Annotated in this window: 13 protein-coding genes; 10 read left to right on the forward strand and 3 right to left on the reverse strand. The window is 54.5% G+C overall.

Annotated elements, in window-relative coordinates; genetic code table 11:
- Positions 1–175 precede the first annotated feature (175 nt).
- On the reverse strand, positions 176–1477 hold the full coding sequence (locus ABQ298_06990; GenBank protein MEQ9824112.1) for a prolyl oligopeptidase family serine peptidase: 1302 nt from the start codon (positions 1475–1477) through the stop codon (positions 176–178).
- Positions 1478–1788: 311 nt separating this feature from the next.
- Here ABQ298_06990 and ABQ298_06995 point away from each other — a divergent pair, with 311 nt between their 5' ends.
- Positions 1789–5688 carry an ATP-binding protein gene (locus ABQ298_06995; GenBank protein MEQ9824113.1) on the forward strand — a complete coding sequence of 1300 codons (3900 nt, stop codon included), beginning with the start codon at positions 1789–1791 and terminating at the stop codon, positions 5686–5688.
- 162 nt (positions 5689–5850) lie between these two features.
- Positions 5851–7554, forward strand: coding sequence for an alpha-amylase family glycosyl hydrolase (locus tag ABQ298_07000; GenBank protein ID MEQ9824114.1), 1704 nt, complete (start codon positions 5851–5853; stop codon positions 7552–7554).
- Positions 7555–7643: 89 nt separating this feature from the next.
- On the opposite strand, the gene ABQ298_07005 is transcribed toward ABQ298_07000, so the two are convergent.
- A complete protein-coding gene (locus ABQ298_07005; GenBank protein MEQ9824115.1) occupies positions 7644–9056 on the reverse strand; it encodes a Glu/Leu/Phe/Val dehydrogenase in 1413 nt (470 codons plus the stop codon).
- Here ABQ298_07005 and ABQ298_07010 point away from each other — a divergent pair.
- A complete protein-coding gene (locus tag ABQ298_07010; protein ID MEQ9824116.1) occupies positions 9034–11433 on the forward strand; it encodes a hypothetical protein in 2400 nt (799 codons plus the stop codon). The genes ABQ298_07005 and ABQ298_07010 overlap by 23 nt on opposite strands.
- A 72-nt stretch (positions 11434–11505) precedes the next feature.
- Here ABQ298_07010 and ABQ298_07015 read toward each other — a convergent pair whose 3' ends face one another.
- On the reverse strand, positions 11506–13047 hold the full coding sequence (locus tag ABQ298_07015; protein MEQ9824117.1) for a pyridoxal-phosphate dependent enzyme: 1542 nt from the start codon (positions 13045–13047) through the stop codon (positions 11506–11508).
- Between the two features lie 154 nt (positions 13048–13201).
- Between ABQ298_07015 and ABQ298_07020 the strand changes: the two genes are divergently transcribed.
- Genes ABQ298_07020 through ABQ298_07050 form a run of 7 tightly spaced genes read left to right on the forward strand, consistent with a single transcriptional unit; the run spans position 13202 to position 18410 of the window.
- The gene (locus tag ABQ298_07020) at positions 13202–13951 is read left to right on the forward strand and encodes a flagellar hook basal-body protein (protein ID MEQ9824118.1); all 750 of its coding nucleotides are present in this window, start codon (positions 13202–13204) and stop codon (positions 13949–13951) included.
- A 60-nt stretch (positions 13952–14011) separates the two neighbouring features.
- Positions 14012–14794 (forward strand): flagellar basal-body rod protein FlgG, encoded by a 783-nt coding sequence (flgG, locus tag ABQ298_07025; GenBank protein ID MEQ9824119.1) that lies wholly within the window; start codon positions 14012–14014, stop codon positions 14792–14794.
- A gap of 29 nt (positions 14795–14823) precedes the next feature.
- Positions 14824–15720, forward strand: coding sequence for a flagellar basal body P-ring formation chaperone FlgA (flgA, locus tag ABQ298_07030; GenBank protein MEQ9824120.1), 897 nt, complete (start codon positions 14824–14826; stop codon positions 15718–15720).
- A gap of 31 nt (positions 15721–15751) precedes the next feature.
- Positions 15752–16423, forward strand: coding sequence for a flagellar basal body L-ring protein FlgH (locus tag ABQ298_07035; protein MEQ9824121.1), 672 nt, complete (start codon positions 15752–15754; stop codon positions 16421–16423).
- Positions 16424–16433: 10 nt separating this feature from the next.
- A complete protein-coding gene (locus tag ABQ298_07040; protein MEQ9824122.1) occupies positions 16434–17540 on the forward strand; it encodes a flagellar basal body P-ring protein FlgI in 1107 nt (368 codons plus the stop codon).
- A gap of 19 nt (positions 17541–17559) precedes the next feature.
- Complete coding sequence (locus tag ABQ298_07045) at positions 17560–17898, forward strand: hypothetical protein (protein MEQ9824123.1); 339 nt, start codon at positions 17560–17562, stop codon at positions 17896–17898.
- Positions 17895–18410, forward strand: coding sequence for a flagellar protein FlgN (locus tag ABQ298_07050; protein MEQ9824124.1), 516 nt, complete (start codon positions 17895–17897; stop codon positions 18408–18410). Before ABQ298_07045 ends, ABQ298_07050 begins: the two co-directional genes overlap by 4 nt.
- The last annotated feature ends 35 nt before the right edge of the window (positions 18411–18445 follow it).

Genomic DNA, 18445 nt, shown 5'->3' on the forward strand with positions numbered 1-18445 from the left:
CCTGCAAAGACAATCTTTTCAGTTTTTGGAGGGTTCCAGCAGGGTCTTGTCCCCAAACCATTGAATGTCATCCCACCCCATTTATTCGTCTGGGCTATCCTGGGAACTCCCGTTTTTGTCCAACCCTACCATTCCTCAGCCTGCCCGCTCGGGTCTGCATGCTTGCGATGACGGGTCAGCGCCACTGCGCCGCCAGCCACTCCATAATGCTCACGGGTCTTCCCTCAATCTTCACAGGTGACCCATCATAGTCGAAGCGACAGTGATTGGCGTGGCAATAGATCCATGAAAAATGACCGTTGTACCAATAATCGTCTCCTCCAAAAAATCCACGGATGTCCACCACCCGCTCATAGAGCGAAAAATGCACACTTTTTGCGCCAGCAGCCAAGAGTCGCTTGTAAAGCGGCAGGGCAGTTTCGTGAACGGACAACGTCTCATCATCCGCTGAATGCACCAACCACATGGGAACCGACTGGATTCGCTCAATCTGCGCGTCTGAGAGGAATTCTGCATGATAACCAAGGGCAACCGGAAACGCCGCGGCAAAAAAGTCCGGGTGTTCGAGCACCAGTTTCAGACTCATGTAGCCTCCGTTCGAACAACCTCCCACATAGATGCGATTCACATCCACCTGCGCATGTGTCATGACAAACTGACGAATGAGTCCCATCAACGCTTCGTGCTGGATATCCTCACGATCCCCTCTTGTGTACTCCCCATCTTGCGCCTGCATCCAGAATGTCGGCGTTTGCGGCACAAGCACATACGCACCCTCAAAATACAGCTGAATCCCAGGTGTGGCATAGTTGCTCGCCAAGTTCGCCATGAGTGGAATCGAGGGGTCAGTTCCTCCTTCACCACCGCCATGCAGCCAAATGATCAAGGGGTGAGATTTTTCGGAATGCAATGGAGGTTCAAAATAGGCGTAGGTCAGTCTCTGTCCGTTATCATGCTCATAGACACCATCCAGATTGAACGCGTCCACTACAGGGCGAATGCGCCTTGTTTCGCGATCCCATACGCGCTCCGTCGTGCGATCCATGACTGTCAGTTGATAGTCGATCCAGTGATTCCGGTGGGCGATGTATTCCATGGGTGAAGCGAGTGCATCGTCAGGCCCCACCGACAACACCAAGGTGAAATACTGCCCAGACTCAGAGCGGTTCCCCTCGCTGTCCGACACATATCCCATCACCACATTCCTCAAGCCCGCCCGACGTTCCGGAGCAAGATCGGAGAGACTGGAGCTTCGTTTTACCGTTACCTGAAATTGCGATGCGTGTGCCTCTGATGCCGACGCTCCCAACGGCAGCACGACCTTGTTTGCCGCCGGCCCCCAATCAAACCCGCTGACAATCAAGGTGTAGTCCCTTGTCCGTTCAGATCCCTCCGCACCTGCCGCATGCGTCAGAGCAGCGACAACTGAAAGGGAAAGCAGACCAACAAATCGAATCCAGAAAGGTGGGGTTTTCATGGGCATGGGTAACGTTTGCAGAAAGGATTTTCAACGATTCTAAAGCATTGCGTGACAAAAGAAAAGGGAACTTTTCGGCAAACACATTTAAAGGCATTACTTCCGCAGCACCTCAGATGATGAAAATCGGCGTGCGCAAAATCCCAAAAACCGTTCGAAAGCGGCTAAACTTTTGGTGAAAATTGTCCGATGATAGATGATGCGTGCCCCTAGAACCTGACCATTTCATGCCGGGAATTTTCCCGTTCCTGCGCAGGTTTTGCATTCTGACCTGCAGTGCTCTGATGCTCGCATGCCCATTGCTCGCTGAAATGCCCGAACCACAAGGCAACGCATTTCATGAAACGGGGGTTCCCGCCTACCGCATCCACGAACTGCACAACATGCGCACTGGATTTTGGGCCGCTACCTTTGGCACCATGGCGGACGGACGTTTGCTAACGCTCACTGGGGGGACTCTTTCGGTGTTTGATGGAGCACAGTGGAATCCGGTTCTTGAATCTCCCTCACATACGGTTTTCTCGGGGCTGGCCGTCAATGCAGAGGGCAGAATCTTTCTTGGAGCGTCGGGCGACTGGGGCTACCTCACCCAACACAATGGGAAACGCTACCAGTTCCACTCACTCAAGCTTGAATCCATGCCCAATCACCGCAAAGCAGCAGGCGACTATTTCAATGTCCGGGTCTTCGGATCACGGGTCGGATTTTTGGGAGAAAACAGCTACATCGTGCTTGAAGCGGATGGCTCCAGTCATGTTTTTTCCGATCTCTACCGACTTCGGACTCAGTTCAGCGCAAACGGTCAGCTCTACATCGTCTCGGAAACCGATGGCATGCTTCAATACAGCAATGGCAGGTTCGTGCCGGTGCAGGGCGTGAACCAGTCCTCCACATGGCAGCGGCTCATTACGGCATCCGCTTCCCTTCCGGATGGAAGAGCGATGCTCGCAATTGAAGGGCAAGGGTTGGTGTACTTTGACGGCACCCGCACACACGCTCTACCGAACCGACTTCCCGAAGTAAGCACCCACACCATTGCAGATATTCAGATCATGGATGACGGCATGATCGCACTGGCGATCGACAATTGGGGACTTGCGATTCTCAGCAAAGACGGTGCTGTGCTGCAAAGCATTACCAAACAAGAGGATCGCCGCTTCATCCGCATGACCCACCTTCACGCTAATCGTGACGGTTCCCTCTGGGCCACTGTTGCCACGGGAATTGCCCAGGTGGTTGCGCCAAGCGCTCTTTCCTTTTTTGGACATCCGCAAAACCTTCCGCTCTTCTGGCCATCCGTTTACCGTTACGAAGGGAAATTGATGGTGACCTCCAATCGTATGCTCTACGAAGGGATTTATGATTCGGACGGACGATTGATCCGATTTGAGAGCCGTCCCGATTTTGAATCCATCCCCTGGCTGAATACAGTCTATCCAGTGGACGGAGAGGGCATTTTTTTCAGCGACAACGAACACCTCTACCTGAGGACAATTGACGGCACCACCCAACAAATCGCTCAAGACCTTCCTGTTCGCTATTTTCATAAGGACCCCTCCCATCCGAACCGACTGTTTCTGCTCAACCACGATGGCGTGTTTCTGCTCGAAAAACAGGGGAATTCCTGGCGCTACAACGGCAAACACATCGTATCCAAGGGCATTTTCAATCAAGTGCATGTGATCGATGAGCAGGGACGATTCTGGAGCGAGCGCGGTCCGGGGAAAGTGGTACGCTATTGGGTCGATTCCGACGGAAACCTGAACGGGCGCACCTACGGGGAAGATGGCTCACTGGGGTCGTCGTGGATCAACCTCTATCAGGTCAATGATCGTGTCCACATCTCCGCAGCACACACCCACCGGGTTTTTGATCCGGAGGCAGACGCCTTTGTCGAGTCTGCATTGATGGGGCGCATTCAGGAACAAATCCAGCAACCCATCACAAGGCCCTATTCCTTCTCACGCACCCACTTGTTGGTCCCAACATCCAGCGGAATCGTTGTGGCAGACATTTCCGATCCGCAAGCTCCCTCTCTGGATTTTGAGACATTCTCCACTTTCCCCGATTTCCAACCCATGGTCATGAATGACATTCCTGGTGAAGTGTGGATACGCAGTGAAAGTGCGCTGGTTCGCTTTGATCCCTCACGAATGCGATCAGAGGAACGAAACCTGCAAGTGCGCATCGAACAGGTCTTTATTCCCGGCGATGTTCAAACATCATTTTTAGGCGACAATGCAGATCCCGACCATACAGCTCCCAGGCATTCCTTTCCCTTTCACCCGAACGGTTTGAGTTTTCGATTCTATGCCGATGCGAATGACCGACTGCAACCGCTACAGTTCCGCTATACCCTGCACGGAGTGTCCGAACGCTGGTCCGAGCCCACCCACCAGCCTATCGCCAATTTTGTCGGTCTTCGGGAAGGTTCCTATACCTTGTTTGTCGAAGCCCTGGATCACTTCAATCGCACAGCCGCCAGCACAGCGTTTTCCTTCCAGATATTACCACCCTGGTATCGCCACCCACTCACCTACAGCGCGTATGGTGCGGTCGCTTTGCTCGGCATTACAGGACTCGTTCTGCGAACCCGACGCGGTGCCCTCCGGGAGAAACAAAGACTCGAGCTCCTGGTAGCCGAAAAAACCCAGGAACACGAACAGGCAGCGGCGGCTGCCCAACAGGCCTCTCGTGCAAAAAGCCAGTTTCTTGCCAACATGAGCCATGAAATCCGCACTCCCATCAATGGCATCATCGGAACCTCAGAACTCTTGGAATACAGTGGACTCAACCGCGAACAAGATAACCTGCTGCAACTGATTCGCAGCAGTGCAAACAGTCTGCTCGATGTGATCGAAGACATACTCAGTTTCTCACGTATCGAAGCCGGACGCCTGCAGCTGCACCGGGAAACCTTTGCGCTGGAGGAATGGATTGTCGACTGTCTGCGGGTCATTTCAAACCGTGCCATGCTGCGCCAACTCGATGTGTTCTACGAACTGAAAGGACACCATGATTACGTGATCGAAGCAGACAAGGGTCGCATCCGCGAAGTTCTCATCAATTTGCTCGAAAACGCACTGAAATTCACTCACGAGGGAAAGATCTCCGTGCACATCGAGATCAACTCCGTGCCCCATGAAAATGCAAGCGAACTCACGATTTCGGTGAGGGATACGGGTATCGGAATCGAAGCCGAGCAGATACCGGAACTGTTTGAGCCATTTCATCAGATTGACAACTCCGATACCCGCAGTTTTGAGGGTTCAGGGCTGGGACTGTCGATCTGCAAAGGGCTGGTGGAGCTGATGGGAGGACACCTTTCGATTCAAAGCAAGGTCAACGAAGGCACGGAGGTTTCCTTTTCAATTCCTGTGGTGCTGATCCAAACTGTCAACCGGCTCTCTCCCGATCTACAGTCCCGCTTGCCACAGCACATCGTCTGGATGGGTGGTCATGCCGAACACTGTCAGAGCTTTTTTTCGGTTCTATCGGATTTATCAGTGCAGTGCCGACAGATTACAGAGCCATCACAGATGCAGGAGCAGCTCGGCAAAGAGAACCTCGGATATGTCATCGTCGAACAGGAGGAATCCCGCTTCTTTGCAGAAATCACCTCATCCTTGCTCGAAGCATACCGGAGTCACCGCATCCCCGGGTTTTCCATTCTCTCTCATCCGCAAATCCGCTTCTCCAGTCAACTGATGCCTCACGTCCTGTTCAAACCGCTTTCGCTGGAGAATCTGGTGCACCACATCAGCTCCATTGCCGGGCGCCGATGTCCCGACATTCGCCGGAAACAACCACTGCAAACGCAGCTGCAACTGTTGCGCAACAAGCGCGTGATGATCGTCGAGGACAACAAGGTCAACTACAAGGTGCTCGACCTCATGCTCAAACAGAGCGGTGTGACTGCTGACCACGCATGGAATGGAATCGAAGCGCATCATTTCAACGAGCAAGCCAGCTATGATTTGATTTTCATGGACATCCAGATGCCCGAGATGGATGGCCTATCCGCCACCGAAATCATTAAAGCCCAATCTCCAGATACCTACGTCATTGGAATTTCCGCCAGTGCGCTCGATACGGACCGGCAGACCGCACTCGCCCATCGCATGGACGATTTCATCACCAAACCCGTGCGCCACGAATCCCTCTCAGCCGCCGTCGAACGTTTCCTTTCAACATTCCCAGAGAGCGATTGACTCCGGTTCCCGGGTGTTTTGCGAGCCTCAAGACCGTCACATGAGTTGTTGGCACACGTAGATCGCACAGAAGTTTTGTCCGCCGCTTGCAAGAGATATCCTCCATTGGGAACTTCGAAGAATCGATGTCACTCCCTATGCTCAGACCCGAATATGATGATCATGAAACCGACTGTCCCCTTTCTGAAATCCGCATTCCTGGCCCTTGGGTTCGTCATCCCATACACCTCCATCCAGACTTTTCTTCATGCGGATGCACCTTGTAGCGATTCCAATCCAAACGCCTTTTATGGTACGCTCGAACCCTTTGCATCCGAAGCGATCTACTTTCTTCTGCTCGACCGTTTTGTGGACGGCGATCCTTCCAACAATCACGAAGATCAGGGAGGAGCCTTTCCAACTTGGGACCAGAAGTTAATCGGTCCGGATGGACAGGAAGCCAACATCGGCTATCTCGGAGGGGATTTTCAGGGCATCGTCAACAACCTCGACTACATTCGTGAAATGGGCTTCACCGCGATCTGGACCACTCCGATCATGGACAATCCCGATGAGCATTTCAGTGGGGGAGAAGCGATTGAATTTGGAGGGGCATTTCGCGACGGTGGCAAGACAGGCTACCACGGCTACTGGGCAAGCAATTACTTTGTGGAAGATGAGCATTGGGTCTCGCCCAAACTTGATTTTGAGACCTACGCCAATACGTTACACGATAACGGGTTCAAGGTCGTCTTTGATATCGTCACCAATCACGGATCTCCCTCCTTCAGCATGCCAGTGGACCAGCCCAAATTCGGCGAACTCTACGATGGACAGGGAAATCTCGTCGCCGATCATCAAAATCTGCATCCATCTGAACTCGATGCTTCCAATGCATTGCACGCATTCTTTCATCCCTACGAGGACATCCTGCAGCTTTCCAATCTGGACGACACCCACCCGGATGTCATGCAATATTTCATCGATGCCTACCTGGGCTGGATCGAAAAGGGAGCAGACGCCTTTCGCATCGATACCATCCGACATGTGCCACATCGCTTTTGGAAGCAGTTTGCCGACACGATTCGCAGCTACCACCCAGGTTTCTACATGTTTGGTGAGAGCTATGCCTATGATGCCAACTTCATTGCACAGCACACCCTGCCCAAAAATGGAGGGGTCAGCGTGCTCGATTTCCCGGGCAGAGCCGCGATGATCGAGGTATTTGAAGCCCCGGACAAGGGATTCGAGGAACTCGCCGCCTACCTGCACCTCACCCACGGTCCCTACACCAATCCCTATGATCTGGTGACATTCTACGACAACCACGACATGGAGCGCATGAATGCCAGTGATGAGGGCTTCATCAATGCGCACAACTGGCTCTTCACCTCACGCGGTATTCCCTGTGTGTATTACGGCTCCGAGATGGGTTTTATGCGTGGAACTGCCGAACACGCGGGCAATCGCAACTATTTCGGACAGGAACGCATTGATCAGGCAACGCATCATCCCATTCGAAGGGAGTTGGCACGCATCGCCCACATTCGGAAAAAACTCGTTGCCCTGCAGCGTGGTATTCAGGTTAACGTGAAGCTGGAGGGTCATACTGCCGTGTTTTACCGAGTGTACCATCACGACGAGATACAACAAACTGTACTCGTGCTGCTGAACAAAGGGTATTCACCCATCGAAGAAGAGGTCACCGAAATGCTGCAACCCGGTCTGTGGACCAATATCGAAACCGGACAGACCCAACACACCTCGACAAACCTTGGATTGAAAGCAACTGTGCCGGCGAACAGTTTCAGCATCTGGGTGCATCACGGAAGCCTCCGCCAGCCCGATCTCATTGAACAACTACGCTACGCAATGCAGCACCGTTGAAGGACCGCTCGCTGGCCGTTTTTCACAAATCCACCGCCCGGCGCATGCGAACGCAAAAACTCCGCCGCGCACCAACACTCAAATGCGCATTACGGAAAGATGCCCTGGGTCTTGTAAGTCTGCGCAACCGCTTTGATCGAGAGCACAAATCCGGCAGTGCGATAGTCCGGAATCTCATACTGCCGACGACATTGCGTGATCTTTTTCCATGCGATGATCATGGTCTGTTCCAAAGCAGCGACGACAATTTCCTCTTCACTCGGTCCGTGGATCAGGCGCTTGCGCTGGTCCGGAGCAACACGTGCACCTGTGAGCAGTTCCATCTCGTCGATCAATTCCCCCTTCATCAGTTCCTCATGACGCGAAATCATGCGGTCGAAACTGACACCTGCTCGATTCTTCAACCACTCAAAATACGACACCGTCACACCGCCCGCATTCAGGTAGAGATCGGGAATGATCAGCTTGCCAGCCGCCAGCAGGATGTCGTTGGCATCCTCATCCACAGGTCCATTCGCCGCCTCCGCAATGATTTTCGCTTGAATGCGGTGTGCATTCTCAGCCGTGATTTGACTCTCAAGCGCAGCCGGGACGAGTAAATCACAGGGGTATTCCAACAACTCAGCCGAATTCTGAATGAACTGCGCGTTGGGAAACCCCTCAAGCGTACCGTGTTGCTTGCGGTATTGATACACTTCCTCCACATCGAGTCCGTGCTCGTTCCACAAACCGCCCTCAAATTCTGCAATTCCGGTAATGATCGCGCGTCCTTCCCGCTGGAGAAAGCTCGCAGCGTGGTACCCCACGTTCCCAAGTCCCTGCACAATCGTGCGCTTGCCCTGAATTCCAGGATCTACCCCGGCAGCCTCCATCTCCGGCACATCTTCGAGGCAACACCGAATTCCGTAATACACGCCCAATCCCGTTGCCTTGGTGCGCCCGGGAATTCCCTGCATCTCAACCGGTTTTCCCGTCACACAAGCGTAGGGATTCGACTCGTTCATGCGCAGATTCTGATAGGTATCCGCGATCCATGCCATCTCCCGCTCCCCGGTTCCATAGTCCGGTGCCGGCACGTCCACGTTGGGGCCGATGAAATTTTTTCGCACCAGTTCGGCTGTGTAGCGCCGGGTCAGCCGCTCGCGAAACCCATCGGAAATGGTTCGCGGATTCACCCGCACCCCACCCTTGGCACCGCCAAACGGGACGCCCACCAATGCGCACTTGAAGGTCATCAACGCTGCGAGCGCAATAGTTTCATCCAGGTTCACATGCTGGCTGAAACGTATGCCGCCCTTCGTCGGCAAGCGGTGAAAGCTATGCTCTGCCCGATAGGCTTCGACCACGTGAATGGAACCATCGTCGTCCTTGACGGGAAAGCGCAACCGAATGATCGAGTTGCAGGTTCGTATCTGGTCCAGCAGACCGCGTTCCAGCCCCGTGTAAGCCGCCGCTCGATCAAAGTAGCGGTTTACACTCGTGAAAAATCGACTTCGTGCCATAGGTAACAGAGTTGAGCCGGAGCATACGGGCGAGAACGCAGGCAAGCAACCGGAATTCCGCTTTGTCAGGGATTTTGATGTGGCGTTGACGCACCATAGCGATGCACCCTCACCTCAGAACCCGATTGCATCGCTGACCCTGCTTGCGAATCAACCGAAGGCCGTTGTCGCTTTTTCCACTCAGATTCATTTACTCCATCCAATGATACCCCCAAAACTTCTGCCCATCCTTGCCCTGCTCAGCTGGGGATCTTCCCTTGTAATGAGTGCTGAGTCTGTGATCAACCGGCAATCCGTCGTGCAGCGCCATGATGTGCAGGTCAACACCTTCCATCCTCTCGACTCGCTCAGTGTGGGCAACGGAGGATTTGCGTTCACCGTCGACCCGACTGGATTGCAAAGCTTCCCCGAACTGTTCATCGACGGAGTGAGCCTGGGAACCCAGTCTGACTGGGGTTGGAATCATGCGCCCAACACGGAAGCCTTCACCCGGGAGGAAACCCTTCGCCACTACCGCGTGGGCAACCGCGAGGTTCCCTATGCGGTTCAGTCCCATGACACCGAACGACAGCAGGCGGCCATGCAGTTCTTTCGTCAGAATCCACACCGCCTGCACCTCGGTCTACTTGGCTGGCACTTCACATTGGCAGATGGTTCCAGTGCCACATTTGATGCCATCAAGGGAATCGATCAGAGACTGAAACTCTGGAAGGGAGAAATCCACTCACACTTCGAGCTCGAAGGCATCCCGGTGCAAGTCATCACACTCGCGGACCCGGACTCCGATGGCATCGCCGTACGGATGCAGTCAGAGCTGCTCCGCCAACCCAGCCGTGTGAAGCTGCGCCTTCGCCTGCCCTACCCCACCTTCGCCCACACCGACAGCGCAGTTGATCTCAATCCCACGACCCATGATCAGCACGTATCCAAGCTCACCGTGGATGAACCTCATTCCAAAGGATGGGAGCATCGCCTGGACAGCGCACACTACCGGATCGTCATGCAGCTTAACCAGCCAGCTACAGTTGAGACGGTGGGGCCGCATGAATTTATCATCCATCCCCACAGCTCCGGAGAAAGCATCATCGAGTTTACCTTTCATTTTGAGGATTTGTCCCAACCAGACGCCGCACCTGCAGACCTTATCACCACACGGGACTTCAGCACCATTCAGTCGGAGAACGAACGTTCCTGGCAAAACTTCTGGACCAGCGGCGGATTTGTGGAGTTCACGGGTTCCACTGATGTCCGGGCACACGAACTGGAGCGGCGCATGATACTCTCCCGCTACCTCACTCGCATTCAGTGCGTTGGCATGGACCCACCACAGGAGACCGGACTTACCTTCAACAGCTGGCATGGCAAATTCCACCTTGAAATGCACTGGTGGCATTCCGTCCACTGGGCACTCTGGGGACAACCTGAGTATCTCGAACAGACGCTCGAAACGTATGACCGCATTCTTGATGTTGCGCGTGCAAAAGCCTCGCTGCAAGGTTATCAGGGAGCGCGCTGGCCCAAGATGACGGACCCAACTGGAGCGGACAGTCCTTCGGACATCGGCGAATTTTTGATCTGGCAGCAACCCCACTTCATCTATTTCGCGGAACTGCTGTACCGCCTGCAACCGGATGAAACCACGCTCAACCGATTTGCAGAACGCATCTGGGAAACGGCAGACTTCATGGCCGATTTTGCCGTGCTGGATCCGACAACCGGAATCGCAAGTTTGCCCCCTCCCCTGATTCCAGCACAGGAACGCTTGCCAGCGGAATCGACCTTCGACCCAGCCTTTGAAGTGCGTTATTGGAAGTGGGCCTTGAACATCGCACAGCAGTGGAGGGCGCGCCTTGGACTCGAGCAGGATTCTGATTACCAGCGCATCATTGATGGCCTCCCACCGCTGGTCGAACAGGACGGACGCTACCTCGCCGCAGCTTCCGCCCCAGACAGTTACAGCAATCCGCTTTTCATGCAGGATCACCCCATGGTGCTCGGAGCCATTGGCATGCTGCCATGGGACGCCTCCATCGATCCCCACATCGCGCGCGCGACTTTTGATTTTATCGACGCAAACTGGGACTGGCCCAGCACCTGGGGGTGGGACTACCCCATGATGGCCATGGCGGCAACCCGTCTGGGTCTGCCGGAAAAAGCCGTAGACGCACTACTCATGGATGTGCAGAAAAACACCTATTTGCGCAATGGGCACAACTATCAGGACGAGCGCTTGCGCATCTACCTGCCCGGAAACGGAGGCCTGCTCACGGCAATTGCCATGATGGCTGCGGGATTTGAGGGAACCGATGCTGAGCGTCCAGGCTTCCCCAGGCATGGTTGGTTGGTGCGAGCAGAGGGCTTGCATGCGATGCCTTAACGGCAACCCAAATTCCATAAATCCGGGTCGAACAGTCCACCTGATAAGGCACGACGGAGACTTCGGTCCAGATCAAGCCGGGTTCGAACCGCCCATGATGCGTTCCAGCGCGCACTGTGGCAGCTCAGCAACCCGGCGCAGGGAGGGGTCCTTTCGTTTGAGCATTGCTATAAATTCCGCGCGCGCACCCTCTTCCGCAAAGTCAAATCCGATCAGTGCCCGCCCAACACGTTCACCCGTGTACCCGTAGTTGAAGTAGATGATGCTCGCCTTTCGGCAATTGCGCTGGAGAAAGGAACTCAATGCCCCCGGACGCTCATGAAACTCAATTCGCACAAACACGGGTCGCTGAAACAAAGACGCTTCATAGTGAATGATGCGAAACTCAACATCCTCATCATGCGTCGCATCCTCAAAGCGAATGTCGAGTTCATGAAGACGTTGTTCAAGCTGCACGAGCTGCAGTGGAGTCGCATCAATCCCGATCACCGGTGCGACGATTGGACCCGCCGTCAATCCATGCTGAAACTCCACAATGTTCACCTCGTCGGGAAAGTGCTGCAGCAGTTCGAGCAAAGCACCCGCCCGCTCCTCGAGAAAAAAGCGGTAGAACTTGCGGCGGGAGGAGCCGATGCCAGCATGTTTCACGACCCATGCCAGTTGACCAAAGTCCATGTTCGCTCCACAGACCACAACCAGACAGCGTTTGCCCGCCAGATCCGCTTTTTCATTGAGCCAGGCCGCCAGTCCCATCGCGCCAGCAGGCTCGGGAATGATGCGTTGGGATTCCCACAGCATCTGGATCGCAGCACACACCTCCTCGTTGGTGACTGTCACAAAACGATCAATCAATTGTGCGCAGAGCGAATGCGTGAGCACCCCCGCTTTGCGCACGGCCGTGCCGTCACAAAATACATCCACATAATCGAGTTCGACGGGCTCTCCGGCCCGCACTGCCGCCGCCATCGAGGCCTGATCCACCCCTTCGACGCCCACAATTTCCACCTCTGGGAAATAGGTTTTCAACCAGCACGCCACTCCGGCAGCCATCCCCCCACCACCAATTTGCAGGTAGACCCGGTCGAGATGACCAATGCCCTGCATCACGATCTCATCTGCAAGCGTGCCTTGTCCCGCAATCACCTCCAGGTCATCATAAGCATGAATGAATGGCAGATTGCGTTCTTTCGCCGCTTCCATTGCCAACTGATAGGCCTCATCATAGGATCCACCCTTGAGCACGACTTCCGCCGCACTCCCGCCCAGCCTGCGCACGGCTTCAATTTTCATTTGGGGTGTCGATCGCGGCATGAAGATGAGCGCATGCGTTCCCAGTTTGCTCGCGGAAAGCGCGACTCCCTGGGCATGATTGCCAGCGGAAGCACAGACCACTCCGCGCTCCAGCTCCTGCGCTGAAAGCTGGCACATGCGATTGTAGGAACCGCGCCATTTGTATGCGTGAATGGGAGAGAGGTCTTCACGCTTGATGAAGAGTTCTCCACACTGCGGCGACTCTACCCTGAGCTGTTGCAGCGGAGTTGCGGGAGCAAGTGCGTACACCCTGCGCCGCGCCTGTAGAATGGACTGAAAGAGCTGTTCGACCGACACGAGCATGCCCACTGCCTAGGGGAAGCGGCACAAAAGCTCAATCCGAAACACAGCAGATTTTCACTGGGAAAAGTTTTCCCTGCTCCATTTCTATTCGGAAGAGTTTACTGTCACACAAACACTTACAAAATTGGTACTACCCCTGCTTATGCACTGGGGCATGAATATTGGAATCTACAACTCGGCAACCACGCTCTCATCCCTTGAGCGCTGGCAGGATGCGACTTCTCAAAACATCGCTGCCGGAAATGTGCCTGGCTACAAGGGCAATCAAATGAGTTTCGAATCCATTCACGCCGGCATGGTGGGCCTGACTCAGGGCAGTCGCAGCATCCAGTCCCCCAACATGATGGCGGTCTCCGATTCCCGTTTCAACTTTGCTGCAGGTCAACTCCAACAGACTGAAGTCCCAACCCATGTTGCCATCAACGGTGAAGGGTTTTTCAAAATTGAGGGTGAAGGATTTGACTATTTCACGCGCGATGGAGAATTCCACATCAATGCGGAAAACCAGCTCGTAAACAAAAACGGACACCGCGTTCTCGGACCCAACGGTCCGATCACCATCAACCCCCAACTCGGAGAAGTCTCCATTTCAGCTCGGGGTGAAGTCTTCCAGGGTGCCGTGCAAAGCGGTCGCATCGCTGTGGTGGACACTGCACAGAAAGACGCACTCGTGCGCATGACGGGTGGCTTTCGCTTCGATCCGCTCCGCACAGATGCTGTAATGCAGGATGTCGAGGATGCCAACGTGATTCAAGGCAGCCTGGAGGGAAGCAACATCAACCCACTCAAGGAAATGGTAAATCTGATCAGCATTTCCCGCGCCTTTGAAGTCAATCACAAGGTCATCCAAAGTCTGGATGAAATCCAGGCCAAAACCATTGAAGTGATGGGTGCCACCACCTGATGATCTCCCCATCCCATGCCATCCGCCTGATTTCCAACACTTTTTCAAACCGTCAGCACCATGAATCTGTCACTCTACTCAGCCGCTTCGGGAATGGATGCTCAGCAGTACAATCTGAACACGATCTCGAACAACATTGCCAACGTCAATACCACGGGATTCAAGCGCAGCAAAGCTGAGTTTCAGGATTTACTCTATCAGAATACGAAGCAGGCGGGTGCCGATGCAGGAGCGGGTAACGTCACACCCACTTCCGTTGAAATGGGCAACGGCAGTCAAATTGTATCCACATCCAAAATTTTCACTCAGGGTCAGCTCACCGAAACGGGAGGCGAATTGGATATCGCGATCCAGGGGGATGGTTTCTTTCAAATACAACTCAATGATGGCAGCCTCGCCTACACACGGGACGGTGCCTTCAAAGTGGATGGAAACGGTCAGGTAACGACCAGCACCGGCCTGCCGGTGCAGAATTTCCCGCCCATTCCCAACGGCACGATTCAAGTCACCATCTCCCAGACTGGCGAGGTGACCACGGATGATGGAACCAACCAGAACCAGGCAGGCAGAATCCAGCTCGTGCGTTTTGTCAACCCGGCCGGGCTGGAGAGCCTCGGGGGCAATCTTTTCGCCGAAACCAATGCCAGTGGCACTCCGGAAACCGGAACCATCGGACAGAACGGTTTTGGCTTTGTGAGACAGGGATATCTGGAAATGTCCAATGTGAACGTCGTTCAGGAGATGGTGAACATGATCGTCGCCCAGCGTGCGTACGAGATCAATTCCAAGTCCATTCAAACCTCCGATGACATGCTGCGGCAGATTGCGACCCTGAAGCGATAATGCATTCCCCTTTTGAACCTGAACCAGCGATGAAGCACAACCCATCTGATTTCCGACTCGAAGCCACAACGCTCCGATCCCTGGTGTCCGTGCTCTGCTTCAGTTTGCTCTGCGGAACATTCGCAGGCGCGGATGAGTGGTCTGCGGAAAAACTGCTCGCGTCCGTCATGATCGAGGACTTGGTAAAGGCCAAACCGACCCCGACAAAAGCAGCCAATACTGCGAGCTTGTCCTCCCCGGAACAAGCCGCATCCACAGTGACTCAAAGTGATTCCGAACCCAAGCCCGCTCACTTGCTCAACGAGCGCAGCGTGCTGGGTGAGCTTCGCCACCAACTCGCAAGCCACTTCAGTCTGCAGGAGGACTTCCGCATCTATTTTGACAAACCGTGGCGGGATCTGAACCTGGAACACCCCCACTGGGAGCTGGTCGTCACTTCTTTCCCTCCACAAGGGTTGCGCAGCCGCTTTTACCTCAGCTTTGAGATTTGGGTGGCAGGCAAACGCCATTCAACCTGGCAGGAAAGCGTGCGATGCGAGCTGTGGACCGATGCTTATGTGGCCACGCAACGCCTGGATCGAGGATCGCGCCTGCACTCCGATCTGGTCACCGTGAAGCCCGTTGACCGACTCAGCCTGTATCAAGGCGTGGTCGAGCCGGGAACCAAGCTTGATGACTACCTGCTCAACAACGGAGTCAAGGCAGGAGAGCCGCTTTTCTGGAACGATCTGAAAGAGCGTCCACTCATCGAAAAAAACGCCCTCATCGACGTCGTTGCCGAAGAGGGAGCACTCAAGGTGACCCTGAAAGCCAAGGCACTGGAAACCGGGGTAAAAGGCCAGATCATCCGAATTCGTAACCTTCAATCATTCAACGACATCCAAGCCGAAGTCATCGGCGTCAATCAGGCCAAAGTCTACTTCTGATACCCAAGTTCGATCCAGCAGAGATTTTAACATGAAACCACATCACCCAATTCCCATTCTGCAACACGGAATGATGAGCCGATACGCTTCACTCGGCGCATGCGGGTTGCTGGCAGTCCTTGCCAGTGTTGCCAATCTGCATGCAGAATCCCTCTGGCTCAAGGGAGGAACCGAACGCAGCATGTTCTCATCCAAAATTGCCTACCGCGTCGGAGACATCCTCACGATCTCGGTCAATGAATCCATCGATTTCAATTCCACCCAGGCCATGGATACCGGCAGCAAATCGTCCGCGCTGATCAACATTGCCGGTGAATTTCTGAATGACATCCGCATCGGTCAGCTGGAGGGTTCCGATGTTTCCCTCTCCGATCTGCTCGGAGGGCAGTACACAACGACACCGAGCGCAGTCAACGGAAGTACCAACATTGTCTCCGCGCAAATCCCGGTAGCCGTGATCGATGTGCTGCCCAATCACAATCTGGTCGTTGAAGGCATGCGTCACCTGTCCTTTGCGGGAGAGAGTCGCTACGTTGTGTTTCAAGGCATCGTTCGCCCACTCGATATCGATGTGAGCACCAATACCGTTGCATCCAATCGTGTCGCCAATGCACAGATGGAGTTTGTTTCCACTGGAGCCGTCGGAGACGTGCAGCGCAAAGGATGGTTCACCCGCTTTGTCGACAAAATCAATCCCTTCTGATTTCGCTCCCATGCATCCACGTCGCATTCAGTTCATGCTTTCCCTGCTGCTCGCCCTGATTCTGGCAGGAACTCTGGAAGCCTCCCGCATCAAGGATTTGACGCAGGTGGAAGGAGCACGCTCGAATCAACTGATCGGCTATGGAATTGTGGTCGGTCTGGCGGGCGATGGCGACAGCCAGCTCAGCTACACCGTACAAAGTGTATCCAATTTTCTCAAACGCTTTGGCGTCGTGGTCGATCCCGGAACCATTCAAGGTGACAACATGGCAGCCGTCATGATCACTGCGGAAATTGGACCCTTTGCGCGCCCGGGTTCCCGAATCGATGTCACAGTATCGTCGATCGGTGACGCTGATTCCATCAACGGAGGCGTGCTGCTGCAAACTCCTTTGGTGGGGGCCGACGACGTGGTCTATGCCGTTGCGCAGGGACCCATCGCGGTCGGTGGTTTTCTGGAAGGTGTAGGCGGTCCCGGTGGAGCCACCGTGCAGAAAAACCACCCCACCGTGGGCACCATCAGCAGTGGTGCCATCGTCGAGCGCCGCATCCCGACATCCATCCTTCAGGGCGACCGCATCAGTCTGACGCTGCTGCACCCGGATTTCACCACCGCTGCCCGCATCTCCCGTGCCATCAACGAATTGTTTCCCGGAATCGCCCGCGCTGAGGATGGTGCATCCGTTTCGGTGCGGTTGCCAAATCAGTTCATGGGCCAGGAAACCAACTTTATTGCGGCCATTGGATCGATTGAGGCAACTCCGGACACACCCGCAAAAGTGGTAATCAACGAACGCACGGGCACGATTGTCGCAACGAACCAGGTGCGCGTCTCAAGGGTTGCCATCAGTCACGGGGCCATCACGATCACCATCGCCTCGAATCTCGATGCCATCCAACCCAATGCGTTTGGCGAAGGAGAAACCGCGATTTTACCCGATACCGATGTCAACGTGATCGAAGTTCAGGGCGGATTTGAAATCATCGAGGAATACCCGTCCATCGAACGTCTCACAAACGCACTCAACGCACTCGGTGTGACCACGCGCGAAATGATGTCCATCTTTCAAACTCTCAAGCAGGCAGGTGCACTGCAGGCCGAATTGGTTATCCAGTAAATCCAACTGCCAACCCACCATGGACGCCATCAGTCAAAACCATTTACCCGTGATGCTCAATCCCGCCGACTGGCAGGGTTTGTCCAATATGAACCAATATTCGGACGAGCAAAAACTGCGCATCACATCGACCGAATTTGAATCAACCCTGGTGCGCCAGTATCTGAAGGAAGCCATGAAACCCCTGATGAAGGGCTACCTGAATGAAGACAGTGTCGCCCATGAGATTTACCGAGGATATTTCACCGATGCCATGGCCCAAAGCCTGTCCCAGGGACACGGTATCGGTATCTCAAGTGTCCTGCAGTCACAATTGTCCACTAATCATCAAAACACAAAGGAAACGGATGCGTCATGAGTAACACGCAAGCTGCCACACTGAATTGGGAACCGTTAGTCCAGTCCCTGCGGATGGAACTCCAGGAATATGGAGGCCTTTCGGTGCTGATCGAAAAACAACAGCGCGCCATCCTGGATCGCAACATGTCCGACTACATGGCGATCGCAGAGGAAATCGAAACCCAGGCAGCCGCCACGATGGGGCTGCGGGCCGAACGCGAGCAGCGCGTTCGGCAGTTCGCCGAGCATTTTGGCCAGCCCGTTGATACCGAACTGAGCCGTCTGGTGGAGCATTTCCCGAGCGATGCCCAGCCCTTGCTTCGCGCACTGGTTGAAGAGATCAACAACCAGATCGGAAAATCAAACCGGCGGGCCAAACAAAACCACATGCTGCTGGCTCGTGCGATGCAATACACCTACGAATTGCTCCAGCAGGTCAGTCCACAGTCCCAGGTGAAAACCTACAGCAAAATGGGCAAAACCAGTATCAAACCCTACGCCGGTAGTACCACCGTGCACGCATCCGCCTGAGTACCCAACTCCGGGTGCTGCAACGAAACCGACAA

The organism is Puniceicoccaceae bacterium (genome assembly GCA_040224245.1).
Lineage (GTDB): Bacteria > Verrucomicrobiota > Verrucomicrobiia > Opitutales > JAFGAQ01 > JAKSBQ01.

Bases quoted from the DNA above. Each gene is read 5' to 3' on its own strand.
- ABQ298_07005 (MEQ9824115.1), bottom strand. From the start codon at position 9,056: ATGGCACGAAGTCGATTTTTCACGAGTGTAAACCGCTACTTTGATCGA.
- ABQ298_07045 (MEQ9824123.1), top strand. From the start codon at position 17,560: ATGGACGCCATCAGTCAAAACCATTTACCCGTGATGCTCAATCCCGCC.
- ABQ298_07035 (MEQ9824121.1), top strand. From the start codon at position 15,752: ATGAAACCACATCACCCAATTCCCATTCTGCAACACGGAATGATGAGC.
- ABQ298_06990 (MEQ9824112.1), bottom strand. From the start codon at position 1,477: ATGAAAACCCCACCTTTCTGGATTCGATTTGTTGGTCTGCTTTCCCTT.
- ABQ298_07040 (MEQ9824122.1), top strand. From the start codon at position 16,434: ATGCATCCACGTCGCATTCAGTTCATGCTTTCCCTGCTGCTCGCCCTG.
- ABQ298_07020 (MEQ9824118.1), top strand. From the start codon at position 13,202: ATGAATATTGGAATCTACAACTCGGCAACCACGCTCTCATCCCTTGAG.
- flgG (MEQ9824119.1), top strand. From the start codon at position 14,012: ATGAATCTGTCACTCTACTCAGCCGCTTCGGGAATGGATGCTCAGCAG.
- ABQ298_07050 (MEQ9824124.1), top strand. From the start codon at position 17,895: ATGAGTAACACGCAAGCTGCCACACTGAATTGGGAACCGTTAGTCCAG.
- ABQ298_07000 (MEQ9824114.1), top strand. From the start codon at position 5,851: ATGAAACCGACTGTCCCCTTTCTGAAATCCGCATTCCTGGCCCTTGGG.
- ABQ298_06995 (MEQ9824113.1), top strand. From the start codon at position 1,789: ATGCCCGAACCACAAGGCAACGCATTTCATGAAACGGGGGTTCCCGCC.
- flgA (MEQ9824120.1), top strand. From the start codon at position 14,824: ATGAAGCACAACCCATCTGATTTCCGACTCGAAGCCACAACGCTCCGA.
- ABQ298_07015 (MEQ9824117.1), bottom strand. From the start codon at position 13,047: ATGCTCGTGTCGGTCGAACAGCTCTTTCAGTCCATTCTACAGGCGCGG.